At 59.8% G+C, this 16,602-nt stretch carries 15 protein-coding genes; 9 read left to right on the top strand and 6 right to left on the bottom strand.

Annotation, left to right across the window (positions count from 1 at the left end):
- From NK214_RS10020 to NK214_RS09995, 6 genes are all read right to left on the bottom strand, one after another.
- A partial coding sequence (locus tag NK214_RS10020; RefSeq protein ID WP_253314377.1) for a TolC family protein occupies positions 1-791 on the bottom strand: 791 nt, incomplete at its 3' end.
- On the bottom strand, positions 788-1,888 hold the full coding sequence (locus NK214_RS10015) for an ABC transporter permease (protein WP_253314376.1): 1,101 nt from the start codon (positions 1,886-1,888) through the stop codon (positions 788-790). The genes NK214_RS10015 and NK214_RS10020, both read right to left, overlap by 4 nt.
- A gap of 11 nt (positions 1,889-1,899) precedes the next feature.
- Positions 1,900-3,033 carry an ABC transporter permease gene (locus NK214_RS10010; protein WP_253314375.1) on the bottom strand — a complete coding sequence of 378 codons (1,134 nt, stop codon included), beginning with the start codon at positions 3,031-3,033 and terminating at the stop codon, positions 1,900-1,902.
- Positions 3,030-4,769 (bottom strand): ATP-binding cassette domain-containing protein, encoded by a 1,740-nt coding sequence (locus NK214_RS10005; RefSeq protein WP_253314374.1) that lies wholly within the window; start codon positions 4,767-4,769, stop codon positions 3,030-3,032. Before NK214_RS10005 ends, NK214_RS10010 begins: the two co-directional genes overlap by 4 nt.
- Before the next feature lies 1 nt (position 4,770).
- The gene (gene hlyD / locus NK214_RS10000) at positions 4,771-5,754 is read right to left on the bottom strand and encodes a secretion protein HlyD (protein WP_235086871.1); all 984 of its coding nucleotides are present in this window, start codon (positions 5,752-5,754) and stop codon (positions 4,771-4,773) included.
- A complete protein-coding gene (locus NK214_RS09995) occupies positions 5,751-6,386 on the bottom strand; it encodes a TetR/AcrR family transcriptional regulator (protein WP_158274330.1) in 636 nt (211 codons plus the stop codon). Before NK214_RS09995 ends, hlyD begins: the two co-directional genes overlap by 4 nt.
- Before the next feature lie 283 nt (positions 6,387-6,669).
- On the opposite strand from NK214_RS09995, the gene NK214_RS09990 reads away from it, so the two are divergent.
- The 9 genes from NK214_RS09990 to NK214_RS09950 all read left to right on the top strand — a co-directional run bounded on the left by NK214_RS09990 (position 6,670) and on the right by NK214_RS09950 (position 16,444).
- Positions 6,670-7,404, top strand: coding sequence for an S-methyl-5'-thioinosine phosphorylase (locus NK214_RS09990; RefSeq protein WP_227104813.1), 735 nt, complete (start codon positions 6,670-6,672; stop codon positions 7,402-7,404).
- A gap of 161 nt (positions 7,405-7,565) precedes the next feature.
- The gene (gene pseB / locus NK214_RS09985; RefSeq protein WP_227104812.1) at positions 7,566-8,561 is read left to right on the top strand and encodes a UDP-N-acetylglucosamine 4,6-dehydratase (inverting); all 996 of its coding nucleotides are present in this window, start codon (positions 7,566-7,568) and stop codon (positions 8,559-8,561) included.
- On the top strand, positions 8,558-9,721 hold the full coding sequence (gene pseC, locus NK214_RS09980) for a UDP-4-amino-4,6-dideoxy-N-acetyl-beta-L-altrosamine transaminase (protein ID WP_227104811.1): 1,164 nt from the start codon (positions 8,558-8,560) through the stop codon (positions 9,719-9,721). The genes pseB and pseC overlap by 4 nt, the downstream gene beginning before the upstream one ends.
- Entirely contained in the window at positions 9,718-10,428 is a 711-nt protein-coding gene (gene pseF, locus NK214_RS09975; RefSeq protein WP_227104810.1) for a pseudaminic acid cytidylyltransferase, read from the top strand. Before pseC ends, pseF begins: the two co-directional genes overlap by 4 nt.
- The gene (gene pseG / locus NK214_RS09970; RefSeq protein ID WP_253314373.1) at positions 10,425-11,447 is read left to right on the top strand and encodes a UDP-2,4-diacetamido-2,4,6-trideoxy-beta-L-altropyranose hydrolase; all 1,023 of its coding nucleotides are present in this window, start codon (positions 10,425-10,427) and stop codon (positions 11,445-11,447) included. Before pseF ends, pseG begins: the two co-directional genes overlap by 4 nt.
- Positions 11,444-12,082: a formyltransferase family protein gene (locus NK214_RS09965; RefSeq protein WP_227104806.1), complete on the top strand. Its 639-nt coding sequence runs from the start codon at positions 11,444-11,446 to the stop codon at positions 12,080-12,082. The genes pseG and NK214_RS09965 overlap by 4 nt, the downstream gene beginning before the upstream one ends.
- Positions 12,082-13,137, top strand: a complete 1,056-nt coding sequence (pseI, locus tag NK214_RS09960; RefSeq protein WP_253314372.1) for a pseudaminic acid synthase — start codon at positions 12,082-12,084, stop codon at positions 13,135-13,137. The genes NK214_RS09965 and pseI overlap by 1 nt, the downstream gene beginning before the upstream one ends.
- The gene (locus tag NK214_RS09955; RefSeq protein ID WP_227104802.1) at positions 13,134-14,423 is read left to right on the top strand and encodes a class I SAM-dependent methyltransferase; all 1,290 of its coding nucleotides are present in this window, start codon (positions 13,134-13,136) and stop codon (positions 14,421-14,423) included. The genes pseI and NK214_RS09955 overlap by 4 nt, the downstream gene beginning before the upstream one ends.
- Entirely contained in the window at positions 14,420-16,444 is a 2,025-nt protein-coding gene (locus NK214_RS09950; RefSeq protein WP_227104800.1) for a bifunctional 2-polyprenyl-6-hydroxyphenol methylase/3-demethylubiquinol 3-O-methyltransferase UbiG, read from the top strand. Before NK214_RS09955 ends, NK214_RS09950 begins: the two co-directional genes overlap by 4 nt.
- Positions 16,445-16,602: the final 158 nt, after the last annotated feature.

Here is a 16,602-nt window from a genome sequence, read left to right as displayed (position 1 = left end):
GCGGCGTCCAGCAGCGCGCGCAGTTGTTCCGTCGGCAGCGCGGTCAGCGGGCCCAGTGCGGCGAGCGCGGCCTGGCGGGCGGCGAGCAGCGGTTGCAACTGCGCGTCGGCTCGCAGCCTTTCGGTTTCCGCCTGATCCAGTTCGCCGGCGCCGGCGAGGCCGGCCTGGACTTGCAGCCGGCTCAGCCGCGCCAGTTCCGCGCGCCAGCGGGCCTGGGCGGCGGCGTTGTCGGCACGCAAGCCCCAGTAGCGGTAGTCCAGCGCCAGCCGCGCGGTTTCGGCGGCCACGCGCAAGGCGGCGTCGGCGGCTTGTTCCCGGCTGGCGTCCAGCCGGGCGCGGCCGGCTTCCACGCTGCGGGCGGTATGGCCGAACAGATCAATTTCCCAACTGGCGTCGAAGCCGGCGCGGTAGTCGGTAAATAGGGTCTGCGGGTTGGCGAAGGGGATATTGGCCAGCGCTTCGCCGCGGCGGCTTAGTTGGTCGCGGCTGACGTGGCCGCCGGCGTTGAGTTGAGGCCATTGCGCGCCGGTGTTGATCTCCAGCGCGGCGCGCGCCTGGCGGATGTTGGCGTCGGCGCTGACTAGGTCCGGGCTATGGCGCAGCGCGGCGCCGACCAGGCGGTTCAGCGCCGGGTCTTGGAAGGCCTGCCACCAGCCGGCGGCTTCCGGCTCGGTTTCCGCGCTGACGGCGGGCAGCAGCTGCGCCGGCGTCGGCGACCGGTAGTCGGGGCCGACGGCGCAGCCGGCGAGCAGGGCTAGCAAGACGCAGATGGCGAGGCGAGATGGATTCATTGTCCGCTCCGGTGACGGAAGATCAGGTAGGCCAGGCCAAGGGTGGCGGCGGCGATGAGCAGCAGCGGCCAGAGATGAGGCCAGGCCTCGGCCGCGCCGTAGCCTTTGAGAAACAGGCCCTTGATCACGATGATGAAATGGCTGAGCGGGTCCGCGGCGCTGAGCGCGCGCAGCGGCCAGGGCATGTTTTCCACCGGCGCCATATAACCGGACAGAATCACCGCCGGGGCCATGAAGCCGAACACGCCGAGAAAGGCCTGCTGCTGGTTGGCGCACAGCGCCGAGATCAGCAGGCCGCAGCCGGACAGGGCCAGGCCGTAGCACAGCATGGAAAGATAGAGCAGGGCGACGCCGCCGCCGAAGGGTACTTGGTAGATCCATACCGCGGCGGCGGAAATGACGCTGCCTTGCAGCGCGGCCACCAGCATGCCGGGAACGGCCTTGCCGGCCATGATGTAGCCAGGCGTTAGCGGGGTGACCAGCAATTGGTCGAACGTGCCTTCCTCGCGTTCGCGCGCCAATGACAGCGCGGTGACCATCAGACAGCCTATGGTGGTGATGATGGCCACCAGGCTGGGCAGCACGAACCAGCGGTATTCCAGATTGGGGTTGTACAGATGGCGAACCAGCAACTGGGCCGGCGGCGGCGCGGGGCTGAGTTCGTGTGCGTACTGGGCGACGATTTGCTGGGCGTAGCCGAAGGCGATTTGCGCGCTATTGGAGCGGCGGCCGTCGATGACGGCTTGCAGCGGCGGCGCGCTGCCTTGAGCCAGCCGCCGGGAGAAATCCGGCGGAATGCGGATGGCCAGCAGCGCTTGTTGGCGGTCTATGGCGTCGCGCAATTGGGCTTCGCTGCGGATATTGAGCAGCTGCGGAAAAGCCTGGGCCGAGGCCAGGCGCTGGGACAGTTCGATGGAGGCGGCGCCGCCGTCCTGGTTGTAGATGGCCAGCGTGCTGTTCTTGACCTCCAGCGTGGCGGCGAAGGGGAACAGCAGCAGTTGCAACAGCACCGGCATGATCAGCAGCCGGCGGCTTTGCGGGTTGGACAGCAGGGCCCGCAGTTCTTTGTGGATCAGGGTTAGCAGTGAGTGCCACATGAGAACCCTTTCTAACCGTCCAGCCGACGGCGGAATTTAAGCGCGGTAAGCCCCAGCCAGAAGGCCGCGGACAGCAGCAGCCAGACGGTGTTGAGCAACAACACCGGCCAGATGTCGCCGGCCTGGAACAGGGTTTGCAGCGCGTTGACGAAATAGCGCGCCGGCACCAGATAGGTGGCGGCCTGCACCGGCGGCGGCATGCTGTTGATCTCGAATACGAAGCCGGACAGCATGGTGGCCGGCAGGAAGGCGGCGGTGAGCGCGCCTTGGGCGGCGACGAACTGGTTGCGGGTGATGGTGGAGAGCAGCAGGCCCAGGCCGAGGGCGCTGCCGAGGAAGAGGCTGCTGACGATGAACAATAGCCACCAGGAGCCGCGCAGCGGCACGTCCATCAACAGGGTGGCCGCCAGCACGCAGACCAGCATCGCGGCCATGCCCAGCAGGTAATAGGGCAGGATTTTGGACAACAGTAGTTCGGCGCGGGTTACCGGGGTGGACAGCAGCGCCTCCATGGTGCCGCGCTCCCATTCGCGCGCCACCACCAGCGAGGTGAGCAGCGCGCCGATGATGGTCATGATCACCGAGATGGAGCCGGGCACCAGATAGTTGCGGCTGACGGTGTCGGGATTGAACCAGTAGCGCGGCTCCAGCCGCAGCGGGGCCGGCGGCGGCTGGCCGCGATCCTGCGCGCGCTGGGTCTGCCAGATCTGCCAGGCGCCTTGCAGATAGCTGGCCAGGAAGTTGGCGGTATTGGGCTCGGCGCCGTCGGTGAGCAGCTGCGCCGCGGCCGCGCCGCGTCCCTGGAGGATTTTGGCGGAGAAGTCGGCGGGAATCACCACCATGCCGCGCACTTCGCCGGCGGCCAGCCGCGCGCGCATCTCGGCGCGGTCATGTCCGGGATGGACTTCCAGATAGGGCGAGCCCGCCAACGCGTCGGCGAAGCGGCGGGCTTCGACGCCGCTGTCTTCCAGCACCACGCCGATGCGCACCTTGTTGGCGTCCAGATTGATGCCGTAGCCGAAGATGAACAGCAGCACCATCGGCAGCACGAAGGCGATCAGGATGCTGCTGGGGTCGCGCACGATCTGCATGGCTTCCTTGCGGCACAAGGCCAGCAGGCGGGCGGGTTTGACGGCGGCGCTCATGCGGGGGCTCCGGCGCGGTCGTCGGCCGCCACCAGGCGGATGAAGGCTTCCTCCATGGTGATGTCTTCATCGACGCCGGCGGCCTGGCGCTTGAGCTGGTCCGGGGTGCCGCTGGCGATCAGCCGGCCGCGGTAGACCAGGCCGATGCGGTCGCAGTATTCGGCCTCGTCCATGAAATGGGTGGTGACCATCACGGTGACGCCCTTGTCCACCAGGCCGTTGATATGGGTCCAGAACTCGCGGCGGGTGATGGGGTCGACGCCGGAGGTGGGTTCGTCCAGAAACAGCAGCGGCGGCCGGTGCATCAGCGCGCAGGCCAGCGCCAGCCGCTGTTTGAAGCCCAGGGGCAGCGCGCCGGCGAGCATGTCCAGATAGGGCGCGAGCGCGAACACGCGGACCATTTCGGCGACGGTGTCGCGTTGCGTCTGGCCGCTCAGGCCGTAGATGCCGGAGAAGAAGTCCAGATTGTGGGCGACGCTGAGATTGCCGTAGAGCGCGAATTTCTGCGCCATATAGCCCAGCTGCCGGCGCGCGCGGCTGGCGCTGCGTTTCAGGTCTATGCCCATCACGCTGGCCTGGCCGGCGCTGGGCCGCAGCAGGCCGCACAGCATTTTGAAGGTGGTGGACTTGCCGGCGCCGTTGGGGCCGAGCAGGCCGTAGATCTCGCCGCGCCGCACCTGGAAGTCGATGTTGTCGGCGGCGACGAAATCGCCGAAACGGCGCGTGAGCTGTTCGGCGCGGATCACAGCGTTCGGGTCCACGCCGGCCGGCAGTTGCGCCGGCGGCATCTGCTCGGCCAGGCCCGAGTCGCCGCCGGGGCCGCCGCCCAGCAGTTCGATGAAGGCGTCCTCCAGCCGCGGCGGAACCACGACGAAACAGGCGTCCGGCCCGGCCTGCAAGGCGTTCAGCTCAGGCGGCCGGCCGGCCTGGCGCAGCACCAGGCGCAGCGCCTGGCCCTGGATCACCCCGTCCAGCACTTGCGGCTGACGCAGCGCGCGCCGCAGTATCTGACGAGGGTTGCCGGCGATGCCGCGCAGTTGCACGCTGCGGCCCTCCATGCGTCGGATCAGCTCGCCGGGCGCGCCGGCGTAGCTCAGCTGGCCGGCGTTGATCAGCAGCACTTCGTCGCAGCGTTCGGCCTCGTCCAGATAGGAGGTGCTCCACAGCACGGTCATGCCGTCGGCGGCCAGTTCGCCCACCATCTTCCACAGTTCGCGCCGGGAAATCGGATCGACGCCGACGCTGGGCTCGTCCAGCAGCAAGACCCTCGGCTCGCCCAGCAGCGCGCAGGCCAGGCCCAGCTTCTGCTTCATGCCGCCGGACAGTTTGCCGGCCGGCCGAGCTGTGAAACGGGCCAGGTCGGTGAAGGCCAGCAGGCGTTCGAAGCTGTGCCGGCGGCGCTCGCCGGCGACGCCGCGCAGATCGGCGTACAGCTCCAGGTTTTCCAGCACCGTCAGGTCTTCGTACAGGCCGAATTGCTGCGGCATATAGCCGATCAGCGCGCGCAGCGCGTCGCCGTCGGCGATGGGGTCCAGCCCTTCGACGCGGACGGCGCCGTCGCTGGCTTGCAGCAGGCCGGCCAGCAGCCGCAGCAAGGTGGTCTTGCCGGCGCCGTCCGGCCCGGCGAGGCCGGTGATCGCGCCGCGGCGTATCGTCGCGTCTATGCCGGCCAGCGCCTCGTGCGCGTCGAAACGCTGGCGCAGCCTGCGCAGGACGATGGCGTTTTGCGCGTCCATCTCAGCGGCCGTCCGCCAGCGTCACCGTCACCGGCATGCCTTGGCGCAGCGCGGCGTCCGGGTTTTGCACCACCACGCGCAGCCGGTAGACCAGGGCGGTGCGCAGGTCCTGGGTTTCCACGTTCTTGGGAGTGAACTCAGCGCTGGGGGAGACGAAGCCGACCACGCCGTCGTAAGGCTGGGCGCGGCCGTCGCTGCGGACTTTGACCTTGGTGCCGGGGGCCACCTTGCCCAGCTCGGGCTCGGCGACGTAGGCGCGCACCCACACCGGCCGGGTCAGCGACAGGGTGAACACCGGGCCGCCGGCGCTCAGCATGCCGCCGGGTTCGACCGCGCGGGTGAGGATGACGCCGTCGGCCGGGGCCAGCAGCCGGGTGTCGGCCAGTTGCAGCTGGGCCTGAGCCTGCTGCGCCGCCGCGCGTTCGGCGTTGGCGTCGGCCTCGGCGATTTCCTCCTTGCGGTAGCCGCGCTTGAGCGCCTGCCATTGCTGGCGCGCCGCCTCGGCCTGCGCCGCCGCCTGGTCGCGCTGCGCGCGGGCCTCGTCCAGCGCGCGTTGGGCGGAGGCGCCGGTGTCGGCCAGTTGGCGCTGGCGCTGGTAGGTCTGCTCGGCGTTGAGCCGCGCGGCGCGACGCGCGTCCAGATTGGCCTGCGCCTGTTCGATGTCCTCGCCGCGCGGGCCGGCGCGGTACAGCGCCCTGCGCGCTTGGGCGGCGGCCAGGCCGGCGTCGGCGTCGCGTAAGGCGTTTTGGTAAGGCCGCGCGTCCAGTTCGCCCAGTAGCTCGCCGGCGCGTACGCTGGCGCCTTCGTCCACGTTCAGGCTCCGCAAGCGGCCGGCCACCCGGAAGGACAGACTGACTTCGCGGATGTCGACGTTGCCGGACAAGCTCAGGCGCTCTTGGGCGAGCTGCCGTTGCCGCCAGGCGTAGCCGCCTCCGGCGATCAGGGCGACGACGATGAGGCCGATGAGCAGAGGGGGACGCTTCATGGCTGTGGCTCCAATGGGCGCAAACCGCGCAGCGCCCATTGCAGGCGTTGCTCGATATGGCGCGGATCGATGGCGTAGGTGTTGAAAGCTTGCTGGATCAGGCCGGGCAGCAGCGGCTTGCCGGCGATGATGTGCTGGGCCAGCGCCGGCAGCCCCAGCGCCGACATCAGGAACAGCGCCTGGTGCAGCGGATCGCCGCGTTCCAGTTCGCCGGCCTGTTGCGCGTCGGCAATGCTTTGCAGCAGCAGCTTGGGATGGCGGGGCGCCAGCGTGGACAGAAAGCCCTGTGCGGCGGTTTCGCCGGCGGCCGCGTCCAGCAGCATGTGGGCGATCAGCTCGCCGTGCTCGGCGACGAAGGCCAGCAGCTGACGCAGCAGGGTCTGCAGCCGCGGCAAGGCCGACGCTTGCTGCTGCAACTGCGATTGCATGTGCCGGAACAGCGGCGCGTACCAGTTTTCCAGCAGTTCGGCCAAGTAGCGGTCGCGGCTGCCGAAGTGGTAGACGAAGCTGCCCGGATTGACCCCGGCGCGCTGGCACAGGCCGCGCACGGTGAGCGCGCGCAGGCCGGCCTCCTTGGCCATGGCCAGTCCGCAGTCCAGCAATTGCTGTCGAGTCGCGTTGTTCGGTTTCATACATCTATTCTTATACGAACGTATAAGTCCATGCAAGCTGAATTTGTACGTCTGTATAAATCATCGGGAATTCCAGCCGGCTCGCCAAGTGCTTGTTTTCAAAAGCGGCCGTCGCCAGCCCTGCGGCCGCGGGTAAATTCACCGCGCGGCGGCATGTGCCGGCGGAAAATAATCGGCCATAATTGGAGCGTCGGCGCTTCGCCGCAAGCAAGAATCCCACAGCCGCCCAGCTCAGGCCGCGGCAAAAACAGCGATTCGTCGCGCCATTACAAGGGGACACATCATGTTGGCCATCATCGGCGGCAGCGGCCTGGCCCAGCTGCCCGTATTGGAAGTCACCCACCGTCAAGTTGTGCGCACCCCGTACGGCGATCCCTCCTGCGCGCTGACCTTCGGCCTATTGAACGGGCAGAACGTGGTGTTCATCGCGCGCCACGGCTACGGCCATTCGCTGGCGCCGCATGAAATCAATTACCGCGCCAATATCTGGGCGCTGCACGATCAAGGCGTCAAAGGCGTGATCGCCATCGGCACCGTGGGCGGCATCCGCCCCGACATGCCGCCGGGCCGCCTGGTGGTGCCGGACAACATCATCGACTACAGCTGGGGCCGCAAGCACACTTTCTTCGAGGGGCTGGACCGCCCTGTGGTGCACGCCGAATTCTCCTCGCCTTACGACGAGGCGTTGCGAGAGCGCCTGATCCGCGCGATGGCGGACAGCGGCCACAGCGGCGTGGTGGGCGGCGTTTACGCCTGCACTCAGGGGCCGCGTTTGGAAAGCGCCGCGGAAATATTGAAGTTGGAGCGGGATGGCGCCGATATAGTCGGCATGACCGGCATGCCGGAGGCGGCCTTGGCGCGGGAGATGAATCTGCCTTATGCGCATCTGTGCCTGGTCAGCAACTGGGCGGCCGGCAAGGGCGGCGCGGCGACGGTGGAGTTCGACGCCACCACCGGGGCGATGGGGGTGGAGGTGGTGATGTCGGTGCTGGCTGAGCTATTGTCAAGCAAACAGTAGGGTTGTTGGATTGGTGTGCTTGTGTCGTATTAAGGCATGGTACTGGAAGGTGGGCTTGCGGATTATCGGCAAGCGTTGCTTTGGCGGACAAGGATCGGAAGCCTGGCGCTGATGGCGGACGGTTGCTCCGTCTTTTTCAAAGAAATAAAGGCATATTGGCGATGTTTGACAACAAGTCCATCTTAATTACCGGCGGAACGGGATCCTTCGGCCGTAAATTCATTACCACGCTATTGGAGCGGTTCAAACCGGCGCGAGTGGTGGTGTTTTCTCGCGATGAGTTGAAACAGTTTGAGATGCAACAGGAGTTTTCCGATCCTTGCATGCGTTTTTTCCTCGGCGATGTACGAGATGGCGAGCGCCTGAAGCAGGCGATGCGCGGCATTGATCTAGTGGTGCATGCCGCCGCTCTCAAGCAAGTGCCTGCCGCCGAGTACAATCCTACCGAGTGCATTCGCACCAATGTGAATGGCGCGGAAAACGTGATCAATGCCGCTATCGAGTGCGGGGTAGAGAAGGTGATTGCGCTGTCTACCGATAAAGCGGCTAGTCCAATCAATCTGTATGGGGCAACCAAGCTGTTGTCGGATAAGTTGTTTGTGGCCGCGAATAATATTGTTGGCGGCCACAAGACCCGTTTCGCGGTAGTGCGCTATGGCAACGTCGTCGGCTCGCGGGGCTCTGTGGTGCCGTTCTTTCGAAAATTGATCGCGAGCGGGGCTGATAGCCTGCCCATTACCGATGTGCGGATGACCCGCTTCTGGATCACCCTGCAACAAGGGGTGGACTTTGTGCTCAGCAACTTTGAGCGGATGCAGGGCGGGGAGCTTTTTGTGCCCAAGATTCCTTCCGTGAGCATTGTGGACTTGGCGACAGCAATGGCCCCCCAGTTACTGCAACACCAGATTGGCATCAGGCCGGGGGAAAAGTTGCATGAACTGATGATTTCCGCTGATGACAGTCTGCATACCTACGAGTTTGACGATCATTATGTGATCGCTCCTTCGATTCGCTTCACAGTTCACCATGGTTATGATTCCAATCAGTTGAGCGAGGCAGGGACATTAGTGTCGGAGGGATTTCAATATTCTTCCGAGAGTAATCCCTGGTTTCTGAGCATTCCCGAGCTAGAAATTTTGGATCAGGCAACGCCATGAGCATGATTCCATATGGTCGGCAACAACTCGATGAGGACGACATTGAGGCCGTTGTGGAGGTATTGCGTTCGGATTGGCTGACACAGGGGCCTGTGGTGCCGGCTTTTGAGCAGGCTCTGGCTCTGCGTTGTCAGGCTACGCATGCCGTGGCGGTTAGTAGTGCGACCGCTGCTTTGCATATTGCTTGTGTTGCGGCAGGTTTGGGGCCGGGAGACTGGCTGTGGACGAGTCCTAACACCTTTGTCGCTTCGGCTAATTGCGGGCGCTATTGTGGGGCAGAGGTTGATTTTGTCGATATCGATATTGCCAGTGGAAATATGGATATGGGCAAGCTGGCAAGCAAACTGCAACAGAGCGAGCAGTTAGGGCGCTTACCCAAGGTAGTCGTGCCAGTGGCGTTTGCCGGTCGCAGCTGTGATATGGCTGCCCTTAAGTCCCTATCGCGGCGCTATGGTTTTGTTGTGATCGAAGATGCTTCCCATGCGATTGGTGCCGAGTTTGCTGGTCAACCTGTTGGTTGCGGGAGTCATGCTGATATGACGGTTTTCAGCTTCCACCCGGTCAAAGTGATTACGACGGGGGAAGGCGGTGCGGTATTGTGCAATGATTCCGCTTTATATGAGCGTCTGGGCGAATTGCGTAGTCATGGAATTACCCGTGATGAGTGCCGCATGGAGGGCAATTCAGACGGCGCTTGGTACTATCAAATGACTGGACTGGGGTTCAACTACCGAATGACGGATATACAGGCGGCGATTGGACTATCTCAGCTGAGTAAATTGGACGGTTTTTTGATAGAGCGCCGCATGCTGGTCCGACGCTATGCGGAGCTGTTGGCACAGCAGCCCTTGAGTTTGCCTTGTCTAGAGCCTATCGATGAATCTGCCTGGCATCTGTTTGTAGTGAGACTGAGCTTAGAGCATGTTGCTAGCAGTCGAGCCCAGGTGTTTGAGCGTATGCGGGCTGATGGCATCGGGGTCAATGTTCATTACATACCGGTACATATACAGCCCTACTACCGTCGTCTTGGTTTCCAGTCCGGAGATTTTCCTATGGCGGAAAGACATTATCGCGAGGCACTGACCCTGCCCTTGTTTCCTGGTTTAACAGAGCGCCAGCAGAACGACGTTGTTGCCAGTTTGAAGAAGGCAATTCAATGAGCCGCAGCGTAGCTGTCATCCCGGCTCGTGGAGGAAGCAAGCGGATCCCAGGCAAGAATATCAAGCAATTTCACGGCTTGCCTTTGATTGCGTATTCGATTCGCACAGCGCAGGCGTGTGGTCTGTTTTCCCGCATTATTGTAAGCACTGATGATGATCAAATTGCTCAAGTGGCGAGGCAGTATGGTGCAGACGTGCCGTTTGTGCGTCCGCAGGAACTCTCGGATGACTATACGACGACTGTGGCTGTGATCCGTCATGCAGTGGCATTTTTGCAAGAACAGGGTGAGGTTTTTGATTATGCCTGCTGCTTGTACGCGACGGCTCCTTTGATGCAAGCATCTTACTTGCGTAGTGGCTTGAATTTGCTTGAAATGGATGCAGGCAAGCACTATGCCGTGTCGGTGACCTCATTCGGGTTTCCTGTGCAGAGAGCGTTAAAAATTTCATCCGAGGGCAACTTGGTACCGATGTATCCACAATATCGGGATACTCGATCGCAAGATCTTGAAGAGTCTTTTCAAGATGCTGGGCAATTTTATTGGGGACGGCGTCAGGCTTGGCTGGAGTGTGAGCCATTTTTTTCGGAGCGTTCGTTGGCAGTCCGTCTTCCACGTCATCTTGTTCAAGATATTGATACTGAAGAGGATTGGCGGCGGGCTGAGTGGATGTATGCGGTATTACAAGCGGAAGGGGAGCCGACGTGAAGGTGCTGTTCCGGGCCGATGCTTCAGTTGAGATAGGCAGCGGTCATGTTATGCGTTGTCTGACTCTGGCTGATTTGTTGAGACGGAATGGGGCTGAGGTCTGCTTTGTGTGCAAGGACCTGCCCGGAGCCGCCAGAGAGTTGCTGACGGATTCCGACATGTCTATTTTTTGGTTGCCGGAACAACTACCAGAGGGAGAGGCCGCTGATCTACGCGCATTGCGCTCAGTATTGCCGCAGAGCACCGTTTTTGATTGGGTGGTGGTAGATCACTATGGTTTGGGGAAGGAGTGGGAGGCTGATGCGAGGTGTTTTGCTAAACGTGTCTTGGCGATAGACGATCTTACAAATCGTTGCCATGACGCAGATCTATTGTTGAACCAGAACCTGTTTGCGGACACAGCCGCCTATCAATCATTGGTGCCTGAAGAGACGGTCTTATTGCTTGGTCCCCGTTTTGCCATGTTGCGTGATGAGTTTTCTACTACTTGCGTTAGAGAACATCCATCAAGAGCAAGCAGGGTTCTGCTGAATTTTGGCGGTTCTGATCCAACAGGAGAAACTGTCAAGAGCATGTTAGCGTTGCAGCGTTTGGCGTTTACGGAGGTGACCGTGATTGCGGGGGCCGCAAATCCGAAATTCGAGGATATCGCATACATGGCGTCACCGCAGTGGCGCGTTTATCGTCATACAAACGATATGGCCAAGTGGATGTGCTGGGCGGATGTGGCGATTGGCGCGACTGGAAGTAGCGCTTGGGAGCGCTGCGCACTGGGTTTGCCGACGGTAGGGTTTGCCGTGGCGGAGAATCAACTGCTAATAGGCGAGACGCTAGCAAAGGCTGGGGCTATAGAGTATTTGGGACCATCTACATCAGTAACGGTTGATGGCTTGGCTCAAGCTCTGGATGCTTGTTGCAATAATGTCATCTTGCGACGAACCATGTCCATGCTTGGACAAGAACTGGTGGATGGCCGCGGCGCAGGCCGCGTAGCCTTGGCAATGGAAGAAATGGTATGAGCAAAGTCGATATCTTGTGCACAGACCCAGAACACCCGGTTTGGCCATGGTTGAGGCAATGGAAAATTGAGCATCAACAATGTTTCGTAAGCCTGCTGACTGATTGCAATCAGGCTGGCGGGGGGGACTTTCTCTTTTTAGTATCTTGCCAGCAATTGATTTCCAAGTCATGTCGCGAGCGCTACCGTTACACCTTGGTGCTGCATGCCAGTGATTTACCCAAAGGAAGGGGGATGTCTCCCCATATTTGGCAGGTGCTTGAAGGTCGACAGCGTATTCTTGTTAGCTTATTGAACGCCGAGGATGGCATAGATACTGGAGCCATTTGGCAGCAACGTGCGTTTGATCTAGAGGGGCATGAGCTTAGCACGGAAATCAATGCCAAATTATTTGACTGCGAGTTGCGCTTGATGGATTGGGCGGTACACCATTGTGACGGTGCGGAACCTCAAGAGCAGCGAGGCGAGCCCAGTCTGTATCCGAGACGGGGACCTGAGGATAGCCGCCTGGACCCTGGGCAGTCTCTGCAGGAGCAGTTTAATTTATTGCGAGTGGTTGATAATCAGCGCTATCCGGCTTTTTTTGAATGGGCAGGGCACCGCTATAAGCTGACAATTGAAAAGGACGATGTCTAATGGGAAAAGGCGTTCATATCGGTGGTAGGCTGATTTCCAGAGAGGCTCCGCCTTTCATTATTGCTGAGATGTCTGGTAATCATAACCAGTCGTTAGATCGGGCTATGGCCATTGTTGCCGCCGCCGCCAGCAGTGGTGCTCATGCATTGAAATTACAAACGTATACACCGGACACCATGACGCTCGACCTAGATGAGGGTGAGTTTCATATTTCCGATCCGGACAGTTTGTGGAGTGGCTCCTCGCTTTATAAACTGTATCAGCAAGCCTATACGCCATGGGAGTGGCACCAGCCTATTTTTAACTATGCCAAGTCACTGGGTATGCTGGTATTTTCGACGCCTTTTGACGAAACGGCGGTAGACTTTCTGGAAACTCTCGAGGTTCCCGCTTATAAGATTGCGAGTTTTGAAAATACGGATTTGCCCTTGATTCGTAAAGTGGCGGCAACCGGTAAACCTATGATTATTTCGACCGGAATGGCCTCAGTGGCCGAACTCGATGAAACTGTGAGGGAAGCAAGAGCGGCAGGTTGCCAGCAATTAGTCTTACTGAAGTGTACCAGTTCATACCCTGCTCCCCCTATGCACAGTGATCTGCGTACCATCCCGCATTTACGCGATTTGTTCGGTTGCGAGGTCGGTTTGTCCGACCACACCATGGGGATTGGCGCTGGAATTGCCGCGGTCGCTCTCGGCGCCTCCGTGATTGAAAAGCACTTCACTTTGCGACGGGCAGATGGCGGGGTGGACTCTGCTTTTTCCCTAGAACCTGAGGAGTTGGCTCAGTTGGTGATTGAAAGTGAGCGCGCTTGGCTGGCGTTGGGAGATATCAGGTACGGTAGTAGCCCGATTGAAAGCAAATCACAGATTTTTCGCCGATCCCTCTATGTTGCTCAGGATATTGAGGAGGGTGAGCTCTTCAGCGCGGAGAACATCAGAGTTATTCGGCCGGGGTTTGGCTTAGCTCCGAAATTTTTTGACATCGTCATTGGTATGCCAGCCACGAAAGCCCTGAAACGGGGCATGCCGCTCACATGGGAAGCGTTGAAATGAGTAAACAAGCCGCGACTACGGTTGCGAGTTACGAAGACGACAGTCTGATCAACTGGAAAACCCAGGCGTGGCAGGATGCCGGCATGGTTAGCTGGTACTCCGGGAGGATGGTGGAAAACACCAGCACTAACTATCTGAAGAATGCTTTGGAGGTAGGCACCATTAAGCGGCATGTCCGGGGCAAGGAGATACTCGATATCGGTATCGGTACCGGACGGGCCAGTTTGCCTTTGATAGAGCAAGGTTTTCACGTAACAGGTATTGATAGCTCCCAAGCCATGTTGAACGAAACGCGTCGCTTGGCCGGCAATATGCCCATTACATTGCAACTGGGTGACATCACTAAGTTGCCGTTTGATGAAAAGAGCTTTGATAGTGCGATCGCCTTGAACGTGATGGTGCATTTTCCCAACTGGCGGGAAGCTTTGCTGGAGTGGAAGCGAGTTGTGAGGCCGGGAGGGCGCATCGTGTTCGATATTCACTCGCGAGACCATTTCGAGGCGGCCTACGGCGCGGATACCAATCAGTGGCCAGCTGTTATGCGTGAGGCGGAAGACCCCTCTAATTTTGGTCGCTACATGTCCAGGATCCGAGTCGATGAGCTGGTGGCGTTTGCCGATCAAGAGGGCTTCGCCATCATGGATGCGGTTCCGCATGGCGCGTTTCTCGGTGGGGGGAATATCAATGCCTTCCTGTACGAGCCGCTGGAAAAGACCAAGCGATGGACACGGGTGTTGTCATGGTTTGCTCGAGACCCGCATCTGTTGGAGTTGGGCTTGTTCCTTGAGGAACTCTTGGTGGCGCGGTTGACGCCGAAGGTCGCAGGGCGAATGTTTGTGGTCTTGGAGAACCGTGCGGACGAGGCTGGCAATAAGGCCTGGGCCGAAGAACAGAGGCAAAAAGACGCCGCGTTGGGGCAACAGTCGTTTCGGGCGTTGATGCCGTGGATGCTATTGCCCAGCGAGGACCTTTCCCAGGAGTTGGACCGTCTGCTGCAGCCCTTGCGCGCGCGGCATTTCTTCTACTGCCTGTTGAAAACCTTGGTGCAACGGAGCCCTGCTTATGACTTTGCCGGGCTGCTTTCCGAAGAGCGTGTCCAACAATTTTCCGCCTGGCTGGCGGCGGAAGGCCTGGATCAGCGGGTGATGGGTCTGGTCAAGGGGTGGTCCGCCGGCAGTCGGGAGAAGTTCAGGCATGGCGTTGATCTTACCTTAGGCGCGGATTACCACTTGGTGGATACCTTATTGGCAAAACACTATGGCATTTTTGGCGGGAACCAAGGATGAAACCAAAAGCAATTATAAGCCTGCTGTGGGATAACCAGCTGGGCGCCTTGCGCCAGTTCCTGGCGATGTTTGATCCCATGGTCATTGTGACGACATCAGCGGGCATGACGCCGGCGCTGTTAAACCTTGCGGCGGAGTGCGGCTGCGCGGTAGTGGGCTTGGAAAGTCTGTTGCCTGACGGATATAACGCTGTTGGAGAAGCCAGTCCGTCCCTAGCGGCGTTGAACGAGCATTTGGCCGTCCTTAACTGGGGTGAAGAGTTCGCCGACGAGGAAAATACCGCGTCATTGGTTGAGGTGATCAAAGAGCGTTTGAGCTTTGAATTGCCAATGTCGGTGCAATTGCTGGATGGTTTGGCTGCGGCGGCTGAGGAGTTCGACGTGTCGCTGTTCGTCACTAGCGAAGACGTCACGCGTTTGGGAAAAGTCGCCACGGCCTGGGCGAGGGCGAATGGTGTTCCAAGCTTGCATCTTTCCCATGGCATTGCCTTGGCCGATCCTTACACCGTTCATGCCGAATTGATTGCGGATAAGATGGCTGTTTACGGGGAGCGCGGCAAGGAAGGCTTCTTGGATTTGGGCATTGAGCCGGAACGTCTGGAGTTAACGGGCAACCCCGCATGGGACTGCTATGCGCAACTTAGAGTCCAAAAGGCGGCGTATCGTCAAGCTTTAATCGAAAAGTATGAGATGGATCCCAATTTGCCGATCGTGGTTTTCGGTACAACTTGGGCAGCCAATCTTAGCGCGCATTGCAATGAGCATGCTTATGCGGACACGATGCTGGCGTTTTTGAGCGCTTGCGAAGCTTTGTCGCAGCATGGTTGCAAGATCAACGCGGTGATCAAGGATAGGCCAGCCAACCAGGCGATAGGCGAGCATTGTTGCTCCGAATTATTGGCGGCCTTGGGGTCCGATGGCCGTCAGTATTATTACGTGATGGAGGATACTCCCGCCTTTGCCGCTGCCGCGGATGTATTGGTAGCGGTTGATTCCAATTATTTGGTGGAGGGCATGATGGCGGATACCCCCGTCGTCAACTTGATGAATAGCTCGGGTATGCTGATGGGGCCTTGCTTTGAGGCTGAGACCGGGATCAAGGAAGTGGAGGCCCACGAGTTGGCTGCATGCATTCTGCAGCTGTTGGAGGATAAGGAAGAGCGCAATGCCCAGTTGCATCAGGCTCGTCAGCGACTGGTTTATTACCATCATGGCGGAGCGGATGGTTTGGCGGCATCGCGAGTGGCCCAGTTGATGGCAGATATGGCGCAAGGCTTGCGGGTGCGCCCGCAACGGCTGGTGTGGCAGCAATACCTGGATAACGAACATACGGATTTGACCGCTGGCTACCATACAACGGGGCGCAAGGATTTAATCAGCTTGTTCAGCAACCAGCCTCACCTGGCGCTGGACATTGGGTGCGCGGGGGGCGGTAATGGCGCTTTGATTAAGCAGCGTTTTCCATCTTGCCAGGTATGGGGGATTGAAATGAACCATGCCGCTGCGGAGATGGCCAGCCGTCAACTGGATAAAGTTCTGTTGGGAAAATTTGAGGACTTCGACCTAGAGGCGGAAGGCATGGCGTTGGGCAGCCTGGATGCCGTGGTGCTGGCTGATGTGCTTGAGCATATGTACAACCCATGGGATGTGATGGTGAAAATCCACCGTTATCTATCTTCGCAAGGGCAAGTGCTGCTCAGCGTGCCGAATGTGCGTAACCTCGCATTGATGGATGATTTGGCCAAAGGAAATTGGACTTATGCCAAAGAAGGATTGTTGGATATCACGCATATTCGCTTCTTTACCCTTCGAGAGCTGCTTAAATTTTGTCAGGAAACCGGCTACAAAGTCGTAAATAAGATGAATGCGCTTGATGGCCGGCTGCAGGATATTTTCAATCGAGCCCAAGGCTCATTGCCGTGCAATATCGAAACTGAGCGCATGGTGATTAAAAATGTCACCCATGAGGAAATGTTGGAAATGTGCTCGTTACAGTTTTATCTTCTGCTGGAAAAGGCATAGGATCGACTGCTTGTTGAGCGAGAAGCGGCCTCAGAGGGGTCGCTTCTTGTTTGTTAACGGTGTGCTTGCGCCACCCTGAATGATGCAGCGGTGTCGGCAAGCTTTTGTGTGTGGTTGTATCGGACTGTGCCGAAGTAGTCATGCCAAGGATAATGGCG

Source organism: Chromobacterium sp. S0633, assembly GCF_024158805.1.
In the GTDB taxonomy this organism is placed as follows: Bacteria; Pseudomonadota; Gammaproteobacteria; order Burkholderiales; family Chromobacteriaceae; genus Chromobacterium.
Note: the sequence above shows the minus strand (reverse complement) of the source record. Positions and strands in the feature narration are given on the sequence as shown.